Annotated in this window: 20 protein-coding genes; 12 read left to right on the forward strand and 8 right to left on the reverse strand. The window is 61.8% G+C overall.

Annotated elements, in window-relative coordinates:
- Positions 1-101 precede the first annotated feature (101 nt).
- Genes ACWICV_RS03850 through ACWICV_RS03860 form a run of 3 tightly spaced genes read left to right on the forward strand, consistent with a single transcriptional unit; the run spans position 102 to position 2,787 of the window.
- A complete protein-coding gene (locus ACWICV_RS03850) occupies positions 102-1,055 on the forward strand; it encodes an ABC transporter ATP-binding protein (RefSeq protein ID WP_454090712.1) in 954 nt (317 codons plus the stop codon).
- Entirely contained in the window at positions 1,052-1,816 is a 765-nt protein-coding gene (locus ACWICV_RS03855) for an ABC transporter permease (protein ID WP_105656649.1), read from the forward strand. Before ACWICV_RS03850 ends, ACWICV_RS03855 begins: the two co-directional genes overlap by 4 nt.
- Positions 1,817-1,848: 32 nt before the next feature.
- A complete protein-coding gene (locus tag ACWICV_RS03860; protein ID WP_400288093.1) occupies positions 1,849-2,787 on the forward strand; it encodes a COX15/CtaA family protein in 939 nt (312 codons plus the stop codon).
- 61 nt (positions 2,788-2,848) lie between these two features.
- Here the strand turns inward: ACWICV_RS03860 and ACWICV_RS03865 are convergent, their stop codons facing one another.
- From ACWICV_RS03865 to ACWICV_RS03875, 3 genes are all read right to left on the reverse strand, one after another.
- Positions 2,849-3,805 carry a DUF1700 domain-containing protein gene (locus ACWICV_RS03865; RefSeq protein ID WP_454090711.1) on the reverse strand — a complete coding sequence of 319 codons (957 nt, stop codon included), beginning with the start codon at positions 3,803-3,805 and terminating at the stop codon, positions 2,849-2,851.
- Positions 3,789-4,139 (reverse strand): PadR family transcriptional regulator, encoded by a 351-nt coding sequence (locus ACWICV_RS03870; protein ID WP_454090710.1) that lies wholly within the window; start codon positions 4,137-4,139, stop codon positions 3,789-3,791. The genes ACWICV_RS03865 and ACWICV_RS03870 overlap by 17 nt, the downstream gene beginning before the upstream one ends.
- A 213-nt stretch (positions 4,140-4,352) precedes the next feature.
- Positions 4,353-5,300: a heme o synthase gene (locus ACWICV_RS03875; RefSeq protein ID WP_105656652.1), complete on the reverse strand. Its 948-nt coding sequence runs from the start codon at positions 5,298-5,300 to the stop codon at positions 4,353-4,355.
- Positions 5,301-6,109: 809 nt separating this feature from the next.
- On the opposite strand from ACWICV_RS03875, the gene tkt reads away from it, so the two are divergent.
- The 9 genes from tkt (at position 6,110) to ACWICV_RS03920 (ending at position 17,470) form a co-directional block, all read left to right on the forward strand.
- Entirely contained in the window at positions 6,110-8,224 is a 2,115-nt protein-coding gene (gene tkt, locus ACWICV_RS03880; RefSeq protein WP_454090709.1) for a transketolase, read from the forward strand.
- Between the two features lie 18 nt (positions 8,225-8,242).
- A complete protein-coding gene (tal, locus tag ACWICV_RS03885) occupies positions 8,243-9,346 on the forward strand; it encodes a transaldolase (protein WP_402471021.1) in 1,104 nt (367 codons plus the stop codon).
- Positions 9,347-10,921 (forward strand): glucose-6-phosphate isomerase, encoded by a 1,575-nt coding sequence (locus ACWICV_RS03890; protein ID WP_400288103.1) that lies wholly within the window; start codon positions 9,347-9,349, stop codon positions 10,919-10,921.
- Positions 10,922-10,927: 6 nt separating this feature from the next.
- Positions 10,928-12,448, forward strand: coding sequence for a glucose-6-phosphate dehydrogenase (zwf, locus tag ACWICV_RS03895; protein ID WP_332594699.1), 1,521 nt, complete (start codon positions 10,928-10,930; stop codon positions 12,446-12,448).
- The gene (locus tag ACWICV_RS03900; RefSeq protein WP_400288105.1) at positions 12,445-13,386 is read left to right on the forward strand and encodes a glucose-6-phosphate dehydrogenase assembly protein OpcA; all 942 of its coding nucleotides are present in this window, start codon (positions 12,445-12,447) and stop codon (positions 13,384-13,386) included. The genes zwf and ACWICV_RS03900 overlap by 4 nt, the downstream gene beginning before the upstream one ends.
- Positions 13,376-14,116 carry a 6-phosphogluconolactonase gene (gene pgl / locus ACWICV_RS03905; protein ID WP_400288107.1) on the forward strand — a complete coding sequence of 247 codons (741 nt, stop codon included), beginning with the start codon at positions 13,376-13,378 and terminating at the stop codon, positions 14,114-14,116. Before ACWICV_RS03900 ends, pgl begins: the two co-directional genes overlap by 11 nt.
- A gap of 91 nt (positions 14,117-14,207) precedes the next feature.
- Positions 14,208-15,191: an FAD-dependent oxidoreductase gene (locus ACWICV_RS03910; RefSeq protein ID WP_400288109.1), complete on the forward strand. Its 984-nt coding sequence runs from the start codon at positions 14,208-14,210 to the stop codon at positions 15,189-15,191.
- Positions 15,192-15,420: 229 nt separating this feature from the next.
- Positions 15,421-16,782: a TrkH family potassium uptake protein gene (locus ACWICV_RS03915; protein WP_400288111.1), complete on the forward strand. Its 1,362-nt coding sequence runs from the start codon at positions 15,421-15,423 to the stop codon at positions 16,780-16,782.
- Positions 16,775-17,470, forward strand: coding sequence for a potassium channel family protein (locus ACWICV_RS03920; RefSeq protein WP_400288113.1), 696 nt, complete (start codon positions 16,775-16,777; stop codon positions 17,468-17,470). The genes ACWICV_RS03915 and ACWICV_RS03920 overlap by 8 nt, the downstream gene beginning before the upstream one ends.
- A gap of 66 nt (positions 17,471-17,536) precedes the next feature.
- Here the strand turns inward: ACWICV_RS03920 and secG are convergent, their stop codons facing one another.
- The 5 genes from secG to ACWICV_RS03945 form a co-directional block, all read right to left on the reverse strand.
- Complete coding sequence (gene secG, locus ACWICV_RS03925; protein ID WP_105656662.1) at positions 17,537-17,788, reverse strand: preprotein translocase subunit SecG; 252 nt, start codon at positions 17,786-17,788, stop codon at positions 17,537-17,539.
- Positions 17,789-17,810: 22 nt separating this feature from the next.
- On the reverse strand, positions 17,811-18,626 hold the full coding sequence (tpiA, locus tag ACWICV_RS03930) for a triose-phosphate isomerase (RefSeq protein WP_105656663.1): 816 nt from the start codon (positions 18,624-18,626) through the stop codon (positions 17,811-17,813).
- A gap of 2 nt (positions 18,627-18,628) precedes the next feature.
- Positions 18,629-19,858, reverse strand: coding sequence for a phosphoglycerate kinase (locus tag ACWICV_RS03935; protein WP_400288116.1), 1,230 nt, complete (start codon positions 19,856-19,858; stop codon positions 18,629-18,631).
- Between the two features lie 16 nt (positions 19,859-19,874).
- Complete coding sequence (gene gap, locus ACWICV_RS03940) at positions 19,875-20,882, reverse strand: type I glyceraldehyde-3-phosphate dehydrogenase (protein ID WP_105656665.1); 1,008 nt, start codon at positions 20,880-20,882, stop codon at positions 19,875-19,877.
- 184 nt (positions 20,883-21,066) lie between these two features.
- On the reverse strand, positions 21,067-21,696 hold the full coding sequence (locus ACWICV_RS03945) for a superoxide dismutase (protein ID WP_105656666.1): 630 nt from the start codon (positions 21,694-21,696) through the stop codon (positions 21,067-21,069).
- Positions 21,697-21,730: the final 34 nt, after the last annotated feature.

Consider the following 21,730-nt stretch of genomic DNA (forward strand, 5'->3'; position numbering starts at 1 on the left):
GAACCTCTGACACTTCCATTGTCCCGCCCACCTCAACGGAACTCGAGGGTTGGTGACAAAACACTCAGCTCAGCCAGTTCGACATGTCGTAGAATGTTTCAGTGTCTTCTGTAACTCCCAGCCTTGTCATCAACGAGCTGGCTAAAGATTTAGGTCCGGTCCCCGCCTTGGACAATCGCATGTTGCGAGTCCTGGAGTCGGTGTCCCTAAAAGCTTATCCGGGTCAGGTCACCACGCTTTTAGGATCTAACGGAGCCGGCAAATCCACGACCCTCGCTTGTGCCCAGGGGCTGCTTCAGCCCGAAGGCGGAACCGTCGAACTCCTGGGCCAGAACCCCTTCGGCGACAATCCCGAATTGCGTTCCCGCGTCGGAGTCATGCTCCAAGACGGAGGGTTGCCACCCTCAATGCGCCCGGTTCCGCTCTTGAGGCACGTCGCTTCCCTCTATCAGAAGCCCACTGATATTGATGCGTTGATCACACGGTTGGATCTCGAATCATTTGGCACCCGCACGATCCGCCGTCTCTCTGGTGGCCAGAAGCAGCGCGTCGCCTTGGCCCTGGCGCTGGCCGGAGATCCGGAAGTGCTCTTCCTCGATGAACCAAGTGCTGGTCTGGATCCGCAGTCCCGCCAGGTAGTCTTCGACCTCATTGCCGAACTTCGCGATGCAGGAAAGGCCATCATCCTCACCACCCACCTCATGGATGACGCGCAACGACTCAGCGACTACGTCTACATCATCGACAAGGGCTGCACCGTGGCGCAAGGCACCGTGGCCGAGCTGACGGCCCGCGCTGCCGAAGACCAGGACACCCGCCCGGTGTCCTTCTGCGCCCCAGCAGGGCTGCGCCTACCTGAACCACCGGCAGGATTGCATCTGGAGGAGACCGGAGCCGGCCAATACCGGCTCGACGGGGTCAACTCCCCCGAACACTTGAACTGGCTAACCCATTGGTGGCTCCAGGAGGGCATTTTGCCAACCGAGCTCAACTTGCAGTCACGAAGCCTCGAAGACGTTTTCCTTGAAATCGCACAGAAGGAGGGAAGGGCATGAGCCAAACACAGGCACGCTCCAATGCTGTCTCGCCACTGCGCAGAATCCTGAACCAGGGCAAATACGAATCCATCCAGATGCTCAGCAATGGCGAACAGCTCATTCTCGCTGTTGTCATGCCGCTCATTGCGCTCTTCGTGCTCACCCTGACCGATCTGGTCAAGGATGTCGCAGACCGCAGCATTGATGCCGCCGTTCCTGGCGTCTTGGCCTTGTGCGTCATTTCGACGGCTTTCACCGGGCAGGGAATTGGCACCGGATTTGACCGCCGCTATGGCGTGCTGACCATGTTCTCCACTACGCCGCTGGGGAAAACCGGACTGATTTTCGGCAAGGTCATTGCCGTACTGTCGGTCCTGCTGATCCAGGTCGTCTTAATCTGCTCTGTCTCCTTGTTGTTCCTGGACTGGCATCCGAACCCCTGGGGCATTGCTCCGGCTATACTCTTCCTGCTCCTGGGCGCAGCCGCGTTTACCGCGCTGGGCCTGCTGATTGCCGGCACCGTCCGCCCTGAAGCGACGTTGGCGATCACCAACCTTGCCTGGATCCTGCTGGCCGGTGCCGGCGGTGTCCTCTACCCCTTGAGCATGGCCCCTGATTGGGCCCAGCCAACCCTGAATGCGCTGCCATCAGCAGCGCTGGGCGATGCCATGCGCGATGCCCTGATCCACGGCCAGTTCAGCATTGCTGGCCTCATCTTCTTGATCCTTTGGTCAGCAGTTGGCTCCTTTGCAGCCATCAAGCTGTTCAAATGGAGCTGACCACCACCCAAATTCCGAAAAGGGAGATTTCAATGTCTTCAGCCCAAGCCACCCAGAGCTGGGCCGATAAACTGCCCACGAAGGTCACTCGCCTCGTGCATGGTCTCGCGATCGCATCCCTGATCTCGCAGATTGGCATTATCGTCACCGGTGGAGCCGTACGCTTGACAAATTCGGGCCTCGGCTGCTCCCACTGGCCCAATTGCGTTCCCGGTTCGATGACCCCTGTCCCGGAAATGGGCATCCATGGAATCATCGAGTTCGGCAACCGCCTGCTGACCTTTGTCCTGCTGGTCATCGCTGTCGCGTTCCTGATCTCCATCTGGAAGATGCGCCCGACCCACCGCACCCTGTTCAAGCTGTCCATCGGCTTGCTCGCCGGCATCGCGTTGCAGGCGCTCATCGGAGCCATCACCGTGTGGACCGGACTGAACGCTTGGGTCGTTTCGGTGCACTTCCTGATTTCCGGCGCACTGGTCATCATGGCAACATTCCAGGTGAACCGCACCGCCAAGGAACTGAAGAACCGCAAGTTCGATCAGAGCAGCAAGTCGATCCGCCAGCTCTCCTTCGCCGCATGGATCTTCTCCCTGCTCGCAGTGGCATTCGGAACTATCGTGACCGGCACCGGACCGCATGCAGGCGATGCCGATGCCCCGCGCCACTTGTTCGATCCGCTGCTGGTAACCCGCATGCATACTGCTCCGGTGTACTTGCTCGTTGCCGCAACCATCGTGGTGCTGATCCTGGCCTACAAGCAGGGCGGAAACACCCAGCTTCGCATCGCCATCTGGTGGCTTGTCGCGGCAATTGCGGTCCAGGCAGCAATTGGCTACATCCAGCATTTCAATGGGTTGCCTGTCGCCCTGGTACTCTCCCACATGCTCGGCGCGAGCTTGCTGCTTGCCGCCTCGGCAAACGTCTGGGATCGGGCTGCCATCCTTCCGGAATACCAGCGCAACGATTACTAGAATCCTGAGTAAATGACTGGGGGTTGCCCTGCACTCGATGTGCAGGGCAACCCCCAGATGCTTAACGCTGTCCCCCGGCCGTTCCACGGCGCGTGAACCACATCAAACCATAAAGCCCAAAGAAGAAATAGACTGTTCCGGCTAGCCAGAATGACGCAAGCAGCAGCCCTTGATCCACGACGGAAACCGCAAGGAGGGCAGCACCGCAAGCGCAGGTAGCCCATAGAGCAATCCGGGAATTGGACAAGAACCCGATGCCGCAGGCCAAGCCCAGGGCAAGGTATGCGTATACGGCGACGTTCGGCTCGATACCCGTGAACGATGCGGCTCCCAGGAACACGACTGGCAATAGCAGAGCAGTGCCACCAATGATGCGGATCAATTTCGAACGCGGTTCTCGATTCACCGATTTGGAAGAACGCCCATTGATTCCGACAAGCATCCATGCTGCGATCATTGACGGGATATAGAAGATTCCACTGCTGGTAATGAATCCGGCAACGAGCACTGTCATGCACAAGGCCGCCGCGTAGCCGCAGATTCGTGCCGCTTTTCCCTTCATGACCGCGGTGGCCGCTACGCCAAGTCCGAATATTGCGAAGATCAGCAGTTGCAATGCGCCTTGCTCATATATCGAGTCGTAGCTACTGCCCTCACCTCCTGGCACAGAAGCGCCAAAAAGCAGGTCACCCAGGATATCTGCCAGAGTCGTATCGATGATGGAGACAAGGACACCGAGGACCAGTGCCACCGCACCGAGCACCAAGCTATTCCTGCGTAGGATGGCCCGCTCTTGCGGAGCCGCGTACTCGGCCACCAGAGGGGCTGCAACAGCTTCAGGACTGCCTAGCGCGGCGAGGATCTGGTCATCATCCCTGCCTAGGGCTCGGCCATCCTCGATATGCTGCGCCACATCCTCCAGAAGCTCTAAGCCCATATCCCTTGGAGCACCGCGCAGGAGCTTCCCCAATTCCCGCAAATACGCTTCCGCACTGTACTGCTCAGCTGTCGATGCCACGTTGCTCTCCAAGTAGATCGGTGACTTGCATTGAAATTGCTTCCCATACCCCGCGGAACTCGCCAACCATCAGATGCCCGTGCTCGGTAATGGTGTAGTACTTCCGTTTGCGTCCCGACGCGCTTTCTTCCCAGTAGGTTTCTACCAGCCCAGTGGCTTTCATGCGCGCCAGCAACGGATACAGGCTCCCCTCGCCGGCGGTAAGCTTCCGCGCGGTGAGCTCTTCTGCCAGCTCCAACCCGTATTTATCTGCGCTGGCTAACGAAGCCAGCACACAGTACTCAAGGACGCCCTTGCGTATATTCGTGGCGATTTTCTCGCGTTGATCCGACATGCGATAACCGTACCTTGCGTAGCAAGACTTGCATAGCAAGATCTAGTCTTATTTCCCTCGATGAGAGTAATTTCTGCCTAAACGCATAGTGCGCATGCATTGGCCGATACGAAGGGCAACTACGCTCGAACGCAGAAAAGCGCCCTTCCTGGAATCCATTTTCATTTGGATTCCAGGAAGGGCGCTAACCGACGCTCAGCTGCGGCGTTGAACCTAGCCGAACAGCGGGCTACCCACGAACGGGTCAATGGCCAAGGCCAGGAATACGATCGACAAGTAGGTGATGGAGATATGGAAGACCTTCATGGCCTTGCGGTTGATCTCAGCCGGCTTATGGTCGCTCTGCGCTTCGCGGTAGAGCACGTGCGATTCGTAGACGAACCAAATGCCCGCGCCGCCAGCGATTGCGGTGTAAACGATTCCTGCGCTACCCAGTGGGACCAGCAGCATCGAGCAAACGACAGTGGCCCAAGCGTAGAGCACAACCTGCACCGAAACGCGGCGAGCGTTAGCGATCGCGCCCAGCATAGGCACTGAAGCCGCGTTGTAGTCATCCGCATACTTCATGGACAGCGGCCAGTAATGCGGCGGGGTCCAGAGGAAGATCACCAGGAACAGGATGATCGCTGGCCATTCAATTGTGTTGGTCACTGCGGCCCAAGCGATCAGCACAGGCATGCAGCCGGCGATGCCACCCCAGACAATGTTCTGGGCGGTACGGCGCTTGAGGATCAAAGTGTAGAACACGACGTAGAGGAGGATTGCAGCCAGGCCCAAGGCGGTCGTCAGCGGATTGGTGCCAACCCAGAGAACCACCAGGGAGGCTATGGCCAATACCCAAGAGAAGACCAGTGCTTCCCTCGGGGTGAGGTCCCCAGTGACCAAAGGGCGCCCCTTGGTACGCTTCATCAACTTATCCATATCGCGATCGATATAGCAGTTGAATGCACCAGAAGCACCTGCGGCCATAGCTCCACCAACAAGGGTGGAGATCATGAGCCAGACGGAGGGGAAACCCCGTTCGGCAAAGATCATGGTCGGAAGGGTGCTCACTAGCAGCAACTCGATTACGCGAGGCTTCGTCAACGCCACATAGGCATTGGCCTTGCGCTTCAGAAAATCGCCGGCATTTTCATCAGGCTGACGCGATGCGCGGGGCACTGATGCTGCGGCGACACTTTGAGTCTTCAATTAAACGCACTCAGTTCTTCACGGGTACAAGACAGACACTGTCATTCTACGCTGGATAGAAATTGATTGAAACTCCCCACGGAGAGGATCACAGTTGAAAAATGGTGATTTGGCTCAATTCAAGACGCTACAATCACCTGCCCGGCGGCTAGCCATGCACCTTTGCGGCTTCGCGCTCCCATCGGATTCTGCTCTTCGAACCGATCTTCTGCAGGCGGCCCCCGCCCCAACCAGCGTTTCCCGCGAACCGTTGCAGCACGTCAAAGTCGACGAGCCGGGAGCCTTCGATGGAATAACCCCGCGCGGCGGGAGAACTCATCCGGTCCCAAATGCCCAACAGCATTTCGGCAGATCGCGCGTGGTCCCCCGGACCCTGCTCCCAAATGAACAAAGATGGCAACTGATGTCCGCCAGCTGAACAAATCTTATTCCTTGTAGCGTTGGCTGGTTGCCGTGCACCGGCTGGCAGAAGTGCCCGGCCACCCATATCCCCCGGCTGCCACCTGCGCACGGATGCGCAGAATGCCTGAGCAATTCGCTCACGCCGTGGCATGAATAGCCGTATCAAGTCCACCTTCTGCGCAAACCGAATAATTCTGTGTCATCTTGCTAAATCCAACGCCCCAATACGCCTTTTCGCGATAGAGTTGACTCAGATTGCGCCGTCGCGACCTGCATCCCTCTGAATAAAGCACAGCCGGAGGAAGCAGGAGGCGACGGCGTATTGCGTGTCAGCGGGAGATATCTCCCGTCCAAGCCTGAATGGAAGGAACGCCGCTGTGGCGACTGAATCCTTAGTTGAAGAATTCTCACTGACCGAGTTGGACCGTAAGGCCATCGACACCACCCGTGTCCTGGCAGCCGACGCCGTCGAAAAGGTTGGCAATGGCCACCCCGGTACCGCAATGAGCTTGGCTCCGGCCGCCTACTTGATTTTCCAGAAGCACCTGCGCCACGATCCGAAGGATCCGAACTGGATCGGCCGAGACCGTTTCGTGCTTTCCCCGGGCCACACCTCGCTGACCCTGTACCTGCAGCTGTTCCTCTCGGGCTACGGCCTGGAGATGGAAGACATCGAAGCGCTGCGCACCTGGGGCGCCAAGACTCCGGGCCACCCCGAGTTCGGCCACACCGCCGGCGTTGAGATCACCACCGGTCCTCTGGGCCAGGGCCTGGCTTCCGCCGTTGGTTTCGCCTACTCCCAGCGCCGCATGCGCGGCCTGCTGGATCCAGCTGCCGAGGCAGGGACCAGCCCGTTCGACCACACTGTCTACGTCATCGCTTCCGATGGCGACCTGCAGGAAGGCGTCACCTCCGAGGCCTCCTCGCTGGCCGGCCACCAGGAACTGGGCAACCTCGTTGTGATCTACGATGACAACAAGATCTCCATCGAGAACGATACCGACATCGCCTTCACCGAAGACGTGCTGGGCCGCTACGAGTCCTATGGCTGGCACACCCAGCGCGTGGACTGGACCGTCACCGGAGAATACGTCGAGGACATGGCCGCACTGGATGCTGCTGTGCGCGCCGCGAAGGCCGAGACCTCCCGCCCGTCGATCATCAGCCTGCGCACCATCATCGGCTGGCCATCGCCGACCAAGCAGAACACCGGCGGCATCCACGGCTCGAAGCTGGGTACCGACGAAGTTGCCGGCCTGAAGACGATCCTGGGCTTCGACCCCGAGAAGAACTTCCAGATCGAGGACGATGTACTGGCTCACGCCCGCGAGGTCGTAACCCGCGGTGCGCAGCTGCACGCCTCGTGGAACGAGACCTTCGAGGCCTGGAAGTCCGCCAATCCGGAAGAAGCCGCCCTGCTTGAGCGCCTGCAGGCTGGCGAATTGCCAGAGGGCTGGACCGAGAAGATCCCGACCTTCGAGCCAGGCTCCACCATGGCTACCCGCGCCGCGTCGGGCAAGGTCATCAACGCGATCGCCGATGAATTGCCAGAACTCTGGGGCGGCTCTGCCGACCTCGCCGGTTCGAACAACACCACCATCGAGACCGCGAAGTCCTTCGCTCCCGAGCGCCGCTCCACCGATTCCTGGTCCGCCAGCCCGTACGGCCGCGTGCTGCACTTCGGCATCCGCGAGCACGCCGCCGCCTCGATCGTGAACGGCATCGTGCTCTCCAGCCCGACCCGTGCATTCTCCGGAACCTTCCTGATCTTCTCGGACTACCAGCGCCCGGCGATCCGCTTGGCCGCGCTGATGGGTGTCCCCTCGATCTTCGTGTGGACCCACGACTCCATCGGCCTGGGCGAAGACGGCCCGACCCACCAGCCAGTGGAGCAGCTCGCTTCGCTGCGCATCATCCCCAACTTCGATGTGGTCCGCCCGGCGGATGCCAACGAGGTCGCCTACGCATGGCGCGGCATGCTGGAATTGACCGACACCCCGTCGGGCATCGTGCTTTCCCGCCAGAACCTGCCAATCTACGACCGCGCGGCCACCGGCTTCCGCGGCGCCGAAGGCACCCTGAAGGGCGGCTACATCCTCGCAGAGGCTGTGCGCGATGGCGCGGAGACCACTCCGGATGTCATCTTGCTGGCTACCGGTTCCGAGGTCGAGCTGGCCGTTGAGGCCCGTGAAGCACTGGCAGCCAAGAACATCGCTGCCCGCGTGGTATCCCTGCCTTCGCTGGAATGGTTCGCCAAGCAGGACGCGGCCTACCGCGAAGAGGTCCTGCCGGCAGCCATCACCGCCCGCGTTTCGGTTGAAGCCGGCGTAGCCCAGGGCTGGCGCGAGCTGGTCGGCGCGCACGGCGAAATCATTTCGCTGGATCACTTCGGCGCTTCCGCCGATTACAAGAAGCTGTACTCCGAGTTCGGCATCACCACCGAGGCTGTTGTAGCCGCTGCCGAAACCTCCATGCAGAACGCTGCCAAGTAAGGAACCGAAGTAAAGATTATGAGCAACCCGAATACCCAGGCCCTGTCCGATGCCGGCGTCTCCATCTGGCTGGACGACCTTTCGCGTGAACGGCTGACCAGCGGCTCGCTGGCCAAGCTGATCGAAGAGAAGAACGTGGTCGGCGTGACCACCAACCCGGCAATCTTCGCGGCATCGCTGTCCAAGGCAGAGGTGTACGGCGAGGCCATCGCCGAGCAGAAGCACCGCTCGGTGGAAGACGCGATCACCGAGATCACCAGCGACGACGTGGCAGCTGCCTGCGACCTGTTCAAGGGCGTCTACGAGTCCTCCCAGGGCTTCGACGGCCGCGTGTCCATCGAGGTCGATCCCCGCCTGGCTCACGAGACCGCACCGACCATCGCCCAGGCCAAGGCCCTGTACGAACGCGTGAACCGCGAGAACGTGCTGATCAAGATCCCGGCAACCGTCGAGGGCCTGGAAGCCATCACCGAAACCATTGCCGCCGGCATTTCGGTGAACGTCACCCTGATCTTCTCGCTGGAACGCTACCGCGAGGTCATCAACGCCTACCTGCTGGGCTTGGAGAAGGCCCACGCTGCCGGCGTGGACCTGTCCAAGATCCACTCGGTCGCTTCCTTCTTCGTTTCCCGCGTGGATTCGGAAATCGACAAGCGCCTGGACGCCATCGGCACCGATGCCGCGGCCGCCGTGCGCGGCCAGGCCGGCGTGGCCAATGCCCGCCTGGCCTACCAGGTCTTCGAAGAGTCCTTCGCTTCGGCACGCTACGAGGTGCTGGCAGCTGCCGGCGCCAACGTCCAGCGTCCGCTGTGGGCTTCGACCGGCGTGAAGGATCCTGCCTACCCATCGACCCTGTACGTGACCGAACTGGTCGCACCGCAGACCGTGAACACCATGCCGGAGAAGACCCTGGACGCCACCGTGGCTGAAGCCGAGGTGCGCGGCAACGCGATCGCCGGCGGCTACGATGCGGCCAACCGCGTGCTGGACAAGCTCGCTGCACTGGGCATCGACTACAACGAGGTCGTGGACCTGCTCGAGGTCGAAGGCGTTCAGAAGTTCGACGTCGCATGGAACGAGCTGCTTGAGGACATGGCTGTGGCACTGAAGGGAGCCAAGTAGATGGAGCTTGGTCTGGTAACCTCCGGCGAGGCCCTGGCCTCCGTCGATGCGTTGCTCCCGAAGCTGATCGAAGCGAAGATCGGCAGCCGCATCGCCGCCCAGGACCCGACCATTTGGGGTCCTGAAGCAGAAGCTGAATCGGCCATCCGCCTCGGTTGGGTCAACCCCTTCGAGGCAGCTGGCAAACTGATCCCGCAGATCCTGGATCTGCGCGATGAGCTGCAAGAAGAGGGCCTGACCCGCATCGTGCTGTGCGGCATGGGCGGCTCCTCGCTGGCTCCTGAGGTCATCACCGCCCATGACGAGGTGGAACTGGTCATCTGCGACACCACCGATCCGTCGATGGTCAAGCAGATCGTGGAAACCGATCTGCAGCGCACCGTCGTGGTAGTTGCTTCCAAGTCGGGTTCCACCGTGGAAACCGATTCGCAGCGCCGTGCGTTCACCGCTGCGTTCCAGGCTGCCGGCATTGATCCGGCGACCCGCTTGGTGCTGGTCACCGATCCGGGCTCGCCCATGGATAATCCTGATGGCGTGCGCGCGGTATTCACTGCGGATCCGAACGTCGGCGGGCGCTACTCGGCGTTGACCGCTTTCGGCCTGGTCCCTTCGGGCCTGGCCGGCGCGGACATCGAAGCCCTGGTTGAAGAATCCGGGCTGATCAACGATGTGCTGGCCCTGGACGACGAGGACAACCTCGCGCTGCACCTGGGTGCCGCCATGGCTACCGCGGGCCGCGACAAGCTGCTGATTGCCTGTGTGGGCGATGCACTGCCGGGCTTCGGCGACTGGGCCGAGCAGCTGATCGCCGAGTCCACCGGCAAGGAAGGCAAGGGCGTGCTGCCTGTTGCCGCGCATGTGGATGCACCGGAGCTGGCGAACCCGGCCCAGGACGTGCTGCCGCTGTTCGTCTACGACGCGCTGCCTGAGGATTTCGACGAGGACGCCACCGCCGTGCACTTCAGTGCACCGCTGGGCACCGCCTTCATGATCTTCGAGTACGCCACCGCCGTGGCCGGCTACCTGCTGGGCATCAGCCCCTTCGACCAGCCTGATGTCGAGGCCGCGAAGATCGCCGCCCGTTCCATGCTCGATGCTCCGGCGCAGAGCGCACCGGATGCAGTGGACGGACCAGTTGAGCTCTACGGCACCGGGGCCAAGACCTTGGAGGCGGCTGTGGAGCAGCTCGCCGCGCAGCTTCCGGCAGACGGCTACCTTGCCATCCAGGCATACCTGAACCGCAATGCGGACCAGGAGCTTGCCGCACTGCGCGATCTGCTCGCCAAGAAGACCGGCCGTCCAGTCACCTTCGGCTGGGGTCCGCGCTTCTTGCACTCCACCGGCCAGTACCACAAGGGCGGCCCGGCACAGGGCGTGTTCTTGCAGGTCACCGCGAATCACAAGGAAGACCTTGGGATCCCGGAGCGTCCGTACACCTTCGGCGGCCTGATCACCGCCCAGGCGATCGGCGATGGCGCAGTACTGGCTGACGCCGAACATAACCGCCCAGTGCTGCGCGTGAACCTCACGGACCGCGCCGCCGGAATCGCTGCCCTGCTAGAGGCAGCGAAGTAAGGCACTATGAGCAACCCACTACGCGACGCCCGCGACCGGCGGCTTAACCGCATTGCCGGTCCGGGCGCGCTGGTGTTCTTCGGAATCACCGGCGACCTTGCCCGCAAGAAACTCATGCCAGCGGTCTACGACCTGGCTAACCGCGGACTGCTTCCCCCGAATTTTGCGATTGTCGGCTTCGGCCGCCGCGACTGGACGGCACAGGACTTCGCCGACCAGGCCCGCGAATGGATCCTCGCCAGCGCCCGCACCCCCTTCAACGAAACCGTGTTCGCCCAGCTGGCCGCCGGTATGCGCTTCATCTCCGGCGCCTTCGACGATGATGGCGCCTACGAGAAGCTGGCCGCGACCCTGGACGAACTGGCCGAATCCCGGTCCACCGGGCGCAACCACGCCTTCTACCTCTCGATCCCGCCGAGCTGGTTCGAGGTTGTCTGCCAGAAGCTCTCCGAGCACAAGCTGGCCAAGGACAAGAACCCGGGCTGGGAACGCGTGGTCATCGAGAAGCCCTTCGGCCACGACCTGCAGAGCGCCCGCGAACTGAACGAGATCGTGGAGTCCGTGTTCCCGCCGGACGCGGTGTTCCGCATCGACCACTATCTGGGCAAGGAAACCGTGCAGAACCTGCTGGCTTTGCGTTTCGGCAACCAGATGTTCGAGCCGCTGTGGAACAACAAGTACGTGGACCACGTGCAGATCACCATGGCCGAGGACATCGGCATTGGCGGCCGCGCCAGCTACTACGACGGTGTGGGCGCGGCCCGCGACGTCATCCAGAACCACCTGCTCCAGCTGCTGGCGCTGACCGCCATGGAGGAACCCATTTCCTTCGACGCGGACCACTTGCGCAGCGAAAAGGAGAAGGTGCTCACCGCAGTCCAGCTGCCCGAGGACCTGGGAGCGGCCAGTGCCCGAGGCCAGTACACCTCTGGCTGGCAGGGCGCCGAGGAGGTCGTCGGCTTCCTCGACGAGGAGGGCTTCAACCCGAAGTCCAAGACCGAGACCTACGCGGCGGTGCGCCTGAACATCAATACCCGCCGCTGGTCCGGGGTGCCGTTCTACCTGCGTGCCGGCAAGCGCCTGGGCCGCCGCGTCACCGAAATCGCGGTGGTCTTCAAGAAGGCGCCGAACCTGCTGTTCACCGACCACAAGGACGATGAATTCGGCCAGAACGCGTTCGTGATCCGCGTGCAGCCCGATGAAGGCGCGACCATCCGCTTCTCCTCCAAGGTGCCCGGCACCCAGATGGAGATCCGCGATGTGACCATGGACTTCGGCTACGGCAACGCCTTCACCGAATCCTCGCCCGAGGCCTACGAGCGGCTGATCCTCGATGTGCTGCTCGGTGAGCCGCCGCTGTTCCCGCGACATGAGGAAGTCGAGCAGTCCTGGCGCATCCTGGATCCTTTCGAGGAGTACTGGGCCTCGCAGCCCACCCAGCCCGATCCCTACGCTCCGGGCTCCTGGGGACCCGAAAGCAGCGATGAGCTGATGGCCAAGGATGGAAGGACCTGGAGACGACCATGATGATCGATCTTCCCAACACCACCACCTCCAAGGTGGCCAAGAAGCTGATCTCCTCGCGCCGCACCCACGGCGTGGTGGCGCTCTCCCGCGTGATGACCCTGGTGGTCATCACCCGCGAGGGGTTCGCCGAGAACGCGATCGAGGCGGCCAACCTGGCCAGCCGCGAGCATCCCTGCCGGATCATCGTGGTGGTCCGCGGCAGCAAGTCCGAGGCCAACCGCCTGGACGTGCAAATCCGCGTGGGCGGGGACGCCGGCGCCTCCGAGGTGATCGTGATGCGCACCTACGGCCCGGATGTCGTGGCCGACGAGGCGCTGATCTCCGCACTGCTGCTGCCCGATGCGCCGATCGTGGCCTGGTGGCCGCATGGCGTGCCGCAGGATCCGGCCGGCACCGCGCTGGGCAAGCTGGCGCACCGCCGCATCACCGATTCGGCGGAAACCGAAGACCCCACCGCCGCGCTGTTCAGCCGCATCGAGACCTACCAGGCCGGCGACACCGACCTCGCCTGGACGCGGCTGACCCTGTGGCGTGCCCAGCTGGCGAGCATCATCGACCTGATCGGCACCGAGGGGCTCTCGGGCATCACCGTGAAGGGCTCGGATAATTCCCCGTCCACCACCTTGCTGGCCGCTTGGCTGACCCTGTGCCTGGACGTCCCGGTGACCATCGCCGCGGACAAGTCCAATGGCGGGCTCTCCAGCGTCCGGCTGGCGCGCGAAGCCGGCGACGTGGAGCTTTCGCGGCCTTCCGGCGCGGTAGCCCACCTTTACCTGCCCGGATCGGCCCCGCAGCGCATCTCCCTGCCTCGGCGTTCGGTGGCCGAATGCCTGGCCGAAGAGATGCGCCGCCTGGACGCCGATGACGTCTTCGGCGAGGTCATCACCAAGGGCCTGAACCTGACCAACCTGAGGAGCATCAGATCCAGTGATCGCTAGGCAAATACTGATCCATGAGAACCCGGAAGCTACCGCCCACGCCATTGCGGCCCGGCTGATCACCTCGATCGCCGATGCACTGGCCGCCCGCGGAGTTGCCCACGTGGTGGTGACCGGCGGTTCGCTGGGCATCGCCGCCCTGGAAGCCGTCGCGGCCAACCCCGCCAAGGCCTCGGTCAACTGGTCGCAGGTGCACTTCTGGTGGGGCGACGAGCGCTTTGTCGCCACCGATTCAGCAGATCGCAACGTGCTGCAGGCCGCAGCCCTGTTCGACGCGCTGGATGAATTGGGCCTGGACCGCGCCACCGTGCACGCCATGGGCGCCAGCGACAAGTACGAGTCCGCCGAGCAGGCCGCCGCGGCCTACGCCGAGGAACTGGCCGGGGAAGCCGAAGACGGCTCCTTGAACCCCGCGTTCGATGTGCTGATGCTGGGCATGGGCCCGGACTCGCATGTCGCCTCGCTCTTCCCGAACCACACCCGGTCCGATGAGCCAGGAGTCATCGCGGTCCACGACTCCCCCAAGCCGCCTGCGCACCGCGTCACGCTCACCATGGGCACCATCAACACCGCCAAGGAGGTCTGGCTGATCGTGGCCGGTGCCGACAAGGCGCCGGCGCTGGCCAAGGCCCAGCACGAGGTCAACGAGACCGCTGTCCCGGCCTCGGCCGTGCACGGCACCCAAGCGACCCGCTGGATCATCGACCGCGCCGCGGCCACCTTGCTCTAGCCTGCACCGCATCGCCGGTGCCGCGATCCTGCACTCCAGGATCGCGGCACCGGCCTTTGCTTTCCCCTCGCCACCTGCCCGAAAGGTTCCCATGCATTCCGCCCCGCTGCCCGATGCCGCGCAGCCATCCCGCAAGGTCACGGTGATCGGCGCCGGCGTCATCGGGCTCTCCACCGCCCATGAGCTGGCTGCCGCCGGCCACCAGGTCACCGTCATCGCCGACCAGCTGCCGCTGCAGACGGTCTCCGCGGTGGCCGCAGCCATCTGGTTCCCGTACCACTCGGAGAACTCCGCTGCCGCCGATCTGCTGCTCGCCCGTTCACTGGCACGCTTCGAGGAGCTCTCCGGCATCAAGGAAACCGGCATCGACCTGCGCCGCGGCCTGAATCTGGAAGCGTCCCCGGAGCAAGACCGCTCTTGGGCGCAGATCGTCGCCGACGCCGCCGAAGCCCCGGCAGAAGACATCCCGCGCATTGCCGCCGCCGGCATGCGTGCCACCGTCCCGGTGATCACTATGCCTCTCTACCTGTCCTGGCTGCATGAACAAGCCTTGGCCAAGGGCGTCAAGTTCATCCAGCGCACCATCGAATCCATCGACGAGTTGCAGGAGGAGGCCGACGCCGTCGTATTGGCCACGGGTCTGCGTGGCGGCGAACTCACCGGGGATGACGGCACTGTCTACCCCATCCGAGGCCAGGTGATCCGCCTGGCAAACACCGCAGGGTTGGTCCACTGGCTCTGCTATGACGAGCATCCCCAGGGCGTTACCTACATCATTCCGCGCCGCGATGACATCATTGTTGGCGGTACCGACGTGGCCAACGACTTCAACGCCGAGGTCGACCCGCAGACCGCCACCGACATGCTGCGCCGTGCCATCGGCCTGGTCCCCCAGCTGGCCGGCTGCGAGATCCTGGAGCACAAGGTGGGGCTGCGCCCGGCACGCGAGACGATCCGCCTGGAGCGCGTCGACGGGCACGCGGTGCCTGTCATTGCGGCCTACGGCCACGGCGGGGCTGGGGTCACCCTTTCCTGGGGTACCGCACAGCGGGTCGTGGAATTGCTCGAAACCTAGCAGTACCAGCGTCCAACCGGCAGCCACGCGTTTTCCGCGTGGCTGCCGGTCTGCTTTAACCGGCGGCGCGGCTGTGGCAGATCCGCCCAATCGCTCCCGCAGGCGCGCTATTAACACCGGGCCAGGTGACGGGAATCACCATTGACACCGGCTTTTCCGAGCGTATTATTTCATTCGTACTACTCGTCCCACGGTTTCGCGAGACGTTATTTCGACCATTGCGATCTCCATGAATCTTCCCAATGCGCGGTCCGCCGCGCAGCACAGCGTGCTGGCCAAACCCGCACGCGCAGTGGCCTTCGCCTTTGCCGGCGCAATCCTCATAGGCGGGTTGCTCCTGTCTTCACCGGCGGCCAGCACGCAAGGCACCTTCACATCCTTGGTGGACGGGATCTTCACCGCGACGTCAGCGGTGTGCGTCACCGGCCTGACTGTCTTGGATACGGCAACCCACTACACCCTCTTCGGCAAGATCGTCATCCTGGTCCTGATCCAGGTCGGCGGCCTGGGACTGATGCTCGTCGCATCATTGCTGAGCATGCTGGTCATGGGCCGCATCGGCTACCTGACCCGGCTCTCCACCCAGCGCGAAAGCTCCGCCGTTTCCGGCACCGACGTGCGCACCTCGGCATTGATGATCATCAAGCTGTCGCTGGCCATCGAATCCGCAGTGGCCCTCGTCTTGGCCCTCCGCTTCTGGCTGGCCTACGACTACGAACCCGTCAGGGCGATCTGGCATGGCCTGTTCCATGCTGTCTCTTCCTTCAATAACGCGGGATTCGCCCTCTACACGAATAACCTGATGGATTTCGTGGCGGATCCATGGCTATGCATCCCCATCAGCATCGCCATCATCCTCGGCGGCTTGGGCTTCCCGGTTCTGGTCCAGCTCAGGCATCATTGGCGGAATTCGCTGAAGTGGACGATGAACACTCGCCTGGTCCTGCTCATGACCGCATTGCTGCTGCTTGGCGGCACCATCTTCATCACCGCCATGGAATGGTCCAATCCGAAGACGCTGGGCGAGCTTGAACCTGCCCAGCGGATCCTGGCTGGATTCTTCCAATCGGTGCAGACGCGTACCGCTGGCTTCAATTCCATCGATATCGGCGCGATGCATCCAGCCTCCTGGCTGGGCATGGATGTGCTGATGTTCATCGGCGGAGGGCCGGCCGGCACCGCCGGCGGCATCAAGATCACCACGGCTGCGATCCTGCTGTTCATCATCATGACCGAACTTCGCGGCGAGACCGCCGTCAATGTCCTGGGCAAGCGCCTGTCCCGCTCGGTGCACCGGCAGGCCATCACGGTGGCGCTGATGGGCGTAGCTGCCGTATTCGTCGGCACCATGGGCCTGCTGCTGCTGACCGGCTATTCCCTGGACCGCTGCCTCTTTGAAGCCACCTCCGCATTTGGCACCGTCGGGCTGTCCACCGGCATTACCCCGGATTTGCCGGACCCTGCCAAGGGCATCCTCGTTGCATTGATGTACCTGGGCCGCGTCGGGGTCCTCTCGCTGGGCTCCGCGCTGGCCCTGCGCGATCGAAAAGCGCTCTACGAACTCCCCAAGGAAAGGCCTTCAATTGGCTAAGCTACTGAATTTTCGAAATGACGCCAAGGGGCTGTCAAAAGCGAACTCCGTTGCCGTGATCGGGCTCGGACGATTTGGCGAATCCCTGGCCCTGGAACTGATGAAGTCCGGTACCCATGTCCTGGGCATTGACGTGCACGAGAACATCGTCCAGTCCCTGAACGGGGAATTGACTCAGGTGGTTCGCGCCGACGCCTCAAGCCGGGAAATCCTTGAACAGCTCGCGATCCACGAGTTCGACCGCGTCGTGGTTGCCGTAGGCAGCCACCTGCAGTCATCCATCCTGTGCTGCTCGCTCTTGGTCAGCATGGGGATCCCGCAGATCTGGGCCAAGGCGCAGGACGATCGGCACGGGCTGATCCTGGAGCAGCTCGGAATCCACCACATCGTCTACCCGGAGAAGGACATGGGCAAGCGAGTCGCCCACCTGGTGCGCGGATCCATGATGGACTACCTGGAAGTCGATCCAGGCTATGCCATGGTGAAAATGAGCGCACCAGCCACATTGCACGGTGTGAAACTCAGTGATGCCGCGGTACGCAATAAATACCGGGTGACCATCGCTGCCACGACCAATGCGGCCGGCGAATGGAAGAACACGGACGGAAACACCGTCCTGCAGACCGGAGACAAGATCCTCGTGCTGGGATCGATTGCCGATACCGAGAAGTTCGGGCAACTGGCCTGAGACGCGCAATAGGCGCCTTCCACATAATGTGGAAGGCGCCTATTGACTGCTACGGAACGGTACTGCCTAGGCTTCGATGCTGAATCGCAGGACCAGAGCGAGGCCGATAATCACGGCACCCCAGATCAGACCAAGAATAATGGTGATGCGGTTCAGGTTGCGCTCGGCTACACCCGAAGATCCCATTGAGCTGGTCATGCCGCCGCCGAACATGTCGGACATACCGCCACCACGGCCCTTGTGCAAAAGGATCAGCAGGGTCAGCAGGACGCTTGTAATGCCCAGCAATACCTGCAAAATGATCTTGATAATATCCAAGTCGACGGTTCCTTAGTTAGATTCAGTCGGTGACGAGATGATGCTCGAACCTGACAATATTAGCAAATTCCTCGGCATCCAGGCTGGCACCGCCAACCAACACGCCATCAACATCGCGTTCGCGCATGATCGATGCGGCATTTGCTGCCTTAACACTACCGCCATAGAGCAGTTGAGTCTTCTCGGCAATCTCTGCACCGAAGCGTTCAGCCAGCGCACCGCGAATTGCGGCGCACATTTCCTGCGCGTCAGCTGGTCCGGCAACTTCACCCGTACCGATGGCCCAGACTGGTTCGTAGGCGATGACCAGGCTTGCGGCCTGCTCAGCGGTTACGCCTTCCAGCGACTGAGCCAACTGGTCCAGGGTGAATGCCACATGCTCGCCGGCCTTGCGTACTTCCAGGCCTTCGCCGACGCAGAGCATCGGGGTCAGGTCGTGGCGGTAGGCAGCAGCCAGCTTGGCGGCAATCACCTGGTTGGTTTCATTGTGGTACTCGCGACGCTCGGAGTGGCCTACCAATACGTAGGTGCAGCCGAGCTTCTTGAGGAACTGCCCCGAAATTTCACCAGTGTACGCACCTGAGTCCTGTGCGGACAGATCCTGGGCACCGTAAACAATATCCAGTTTGTCGCCCAGGGTCAGCGTCTGCACGCCGCGGATGTCGGTGAAGGGAGGGAACACTGCGACCTCGGCACGATCGTAATCGTGCTCGTGGTCCTTCAAGGTCCACGCCAGCTTCTGCACCAGGGTGATGCCCTGGACGTGGTCCATGTTCATCTTCCAGTTGCCGGCAATCAGCGGCTGGCGCACAAAGGCGCCGTTCTGCGAAATGGTCATTATTAGCCTTCCAATGCGGCAACACCCGGCAGGGTCTTGCCTTCGAGGTACTCCAGCGAAGCGCCGCCACCGGTGGAGATATGGCCGAAGTCATCCTCCGAGAAGCCCAGTGCGCGCACGGCTGCAGCGGAATCGCCGCCGCCTACGACGCTGAACGCTTCCGAGTCCGCCAGAGCCTGCGCGACGGTACGGGTACCTTCGGCGAAAGCAGGGATCTCGAAGACGCCCATCGGGCCATTCCAGAACACGGTATTTGCGCTGGTGATGTAGCTTGCGAAGAGTTCAGCGGACTTTGGTCCGATGTCCAGGCCAAGGCCGTTGGAGCCGAAGCTGGCTTCTTCGATCTTGTCTGCGGCCAGCACCTCGTGCTCTGCGTCGGCACCGAACTTGCTTGCCACGACGACGTCGCTAGGCACGATGATGTCGCAGCCGAGCTTCTCGGCCCGCTGCAGGTATTCCTGGCAGGTCGCGATCTGGTCTTCTTCAAGCAGCGAGCTGCCAATGGCGAAGCCCTGCGCCTTGAGGAAAGTGAAGGCCATGCCGCCACCGATCAGCAGCTGATCGGCCTTGCCCAGTAGGTTGTCGATGACAGCGAGCTTGTCCGATACCTTGGACCCTCCGAGCACCACAACGTATGGGCGCTTCGGGGCCTCGGTCAGGGTCTTGAGGACCTTGACCTCGGTAGCAACCAGGTCGCCCTGGTAGCTAGGGAGCAGACTGGCGATGTCGTAGACCGAAGCGTGCTTCCGGTGCACAGCACCGAAAGCGTCGTTCACGTAAGCGCCGTTCTGACCGGTCAGCGCAGCCAATTCCTTGGCTAACTCTTCGCGCTGCGCATCATCCTTGGAGGTTTCGCGAGCATCGAAGCGGACGTTCTCCAGAACCAGCACGGAGCCCTCTTCGAGGTTTGCCGCCAACTGGCGAGCGGAGTCGCCCACCACGTCTTCGGCAACAGCTACGTCGAAGTCAGCCAGTTCGTCCAGGCGGTTAGCCGCAGGAGCGATGGAGTACTTGGCATCGACCTGGCCCTTGGGGCGTCCCAAGTGGGCCATTACGATGACCTTTGCGCCAGCTTCAGCCAGCTTGCCGATGACTGGCAGCGACGCGCGGACGCGGCCATCATCGGTCACAGTTGCACCGTCGAGCGGTACGTTCAGGTCACTGCGGACCAGAACGTACCGTCCGCGGACGCCGTTGTCAGCGATCAATTCGTCAATGGTGTGAGAAGACATGTCTCTAGGTTATCGACTAGAGGCTGGATCCCACGAATTCAACGAGGTCAACAAGTCGCGAGGAGTAGCCCCACTCGTTGTCGTACCACGCGACGACCTTCACGCTGTTGCCCATCACGGTGGTCAGACCGGAGTCGAAAACTGCCGAGTGGGGGTTGGTCACGATGTCCGAAGAAACCAGTGGATCGGTGGAGTACTCAAGGTATCCGCTCAATGCACCCTCGGCAGCTGCCTTCTCGAATGCTGCGTTGATTTCTTCCACAGTTGCGGTGCGGGCCAGGTTCACGGTCAGGTCGGTGGCCGAACCGGTTGGAACTGGTACGCGCATAGCGTAACCGTGCAGCTTGCCCTTCAGCTCTGGGAGCACCACGCCGATGGCCTTTGCGGCACCGGTCGAGGTCGGGATGACGTTCAGCGCCGCGGCGCGGGCACGGCGTGGGTCGCTGTGCGGTGCATCCTGCAGGCGCTGGTCTGCGGTGTAAGCGTGGATGGTGGTCATCAGGCCATCAACAATGCCGAACTCTTCGTTCAGCACCTTGGCTACTGGAGCCAGGCAGTTGGTGGTGCATGACGCGTTCGAAATGATGGCGTGGTTTGCAGGATCGTACTTGTCCTGGTTAACGCCCATCACGATGGTGATGTCTTCATTCTTGGCAGGAGCCGAGATGATGACCTTCTTTGCGCCAGCAGCTACGTGCTTCTTGGCGTCTTCTGCGTTGGTGAAGAATCCGGTCGATTCAATGACGACATCGACGTTCAATTCGCCCCATGGAAGGTTGGCTGGCTCGCGCTCAGACAGAACCTTGATACGGCGTTCTCCGACGACGATGGTATCGCCGTCCACGGATACCGGCTCGCCCACTGGGCCGAGCACGGAATCGAACTTCACCAGGTGAGCAAGCGAATCGATTGAACCAAGGTCATTGACGGCGACGATTTCAATGTCTGCCTTATGGGCCAGAACTGCACGCAGGAAGTTGCGTCCGATACGACCGAAACCATTGATTCCAACACGGGTTGTCACGTGACTATCTCCTCTAAATGGGATGATGATGCCACGACCGCACGCGAGCGGAGGTGGCCTTCTTTAAGAGGACACTCCGTTGTGCCGTGCTTGCGGATCCCAACGAATTGCCGGGATCCGCAACACACTTGAAACATACTACGCTACATTAGCGCAGAATGTGAGCTAACTTACCAGATAAGTCTTACTTACCTGGAAGGATCAGCGCTGCTGCGCCGTTGCGGGCAGCTTCGAAACGAGCCTGGACATCTGCCCAGTTCACGATGTTCCAGAATGCCTTGACGTAGTCAGCCTTGACGTTGACGTAGTCCAGGTAGAAGGCGTGCTCCCACATGTCCAGCATCAGCAGCGGGGTGGTTGCCACTGGGATGTTGCCCTGCTGGTCGTACAGCTGCTCGATGACCAGCTGGCCGCCCAGTGCGTCGTAAGCCAGCACTGCCCAGCCCGAGCCCTGCAGGCTCATGGCCGAAGCGGTGAAGTGGCCACGGAAAGCGTCGAACGAACCGAAGAAGTCGTCGATGGCCGCTGCCAGCTCGCCCTCAGGCTTGTCGCCACCCTCTGGGGACAGGTTGTTCCAGAAGATCGAGTGGTTGGTGTGGCCACCCAGGTGGAACGCCAGGTCCTTGGACAGCTTAGGGATATTGCCGAATTCTCCCTTTTCGCGAGCTTCAGCCAACTGCTCCAGTGCCGAGTTTGCGCCAGCAACGTAAGTTGCATGGTGCTTGGAGTGGTGCAGTTCCATGATGCGAGCCGAGATGTTCGGCTCCAGTGCGGCGTAGTCGTACTGCAGTTCTGGCAGTGAATAAACAGCCATGATTCTCCTCAATCTTCTCAATTGGTTGAATCTC

It is taken from the genome of Glutamicibacter sp. NPDC055354 (assembly GCF_053644955.1).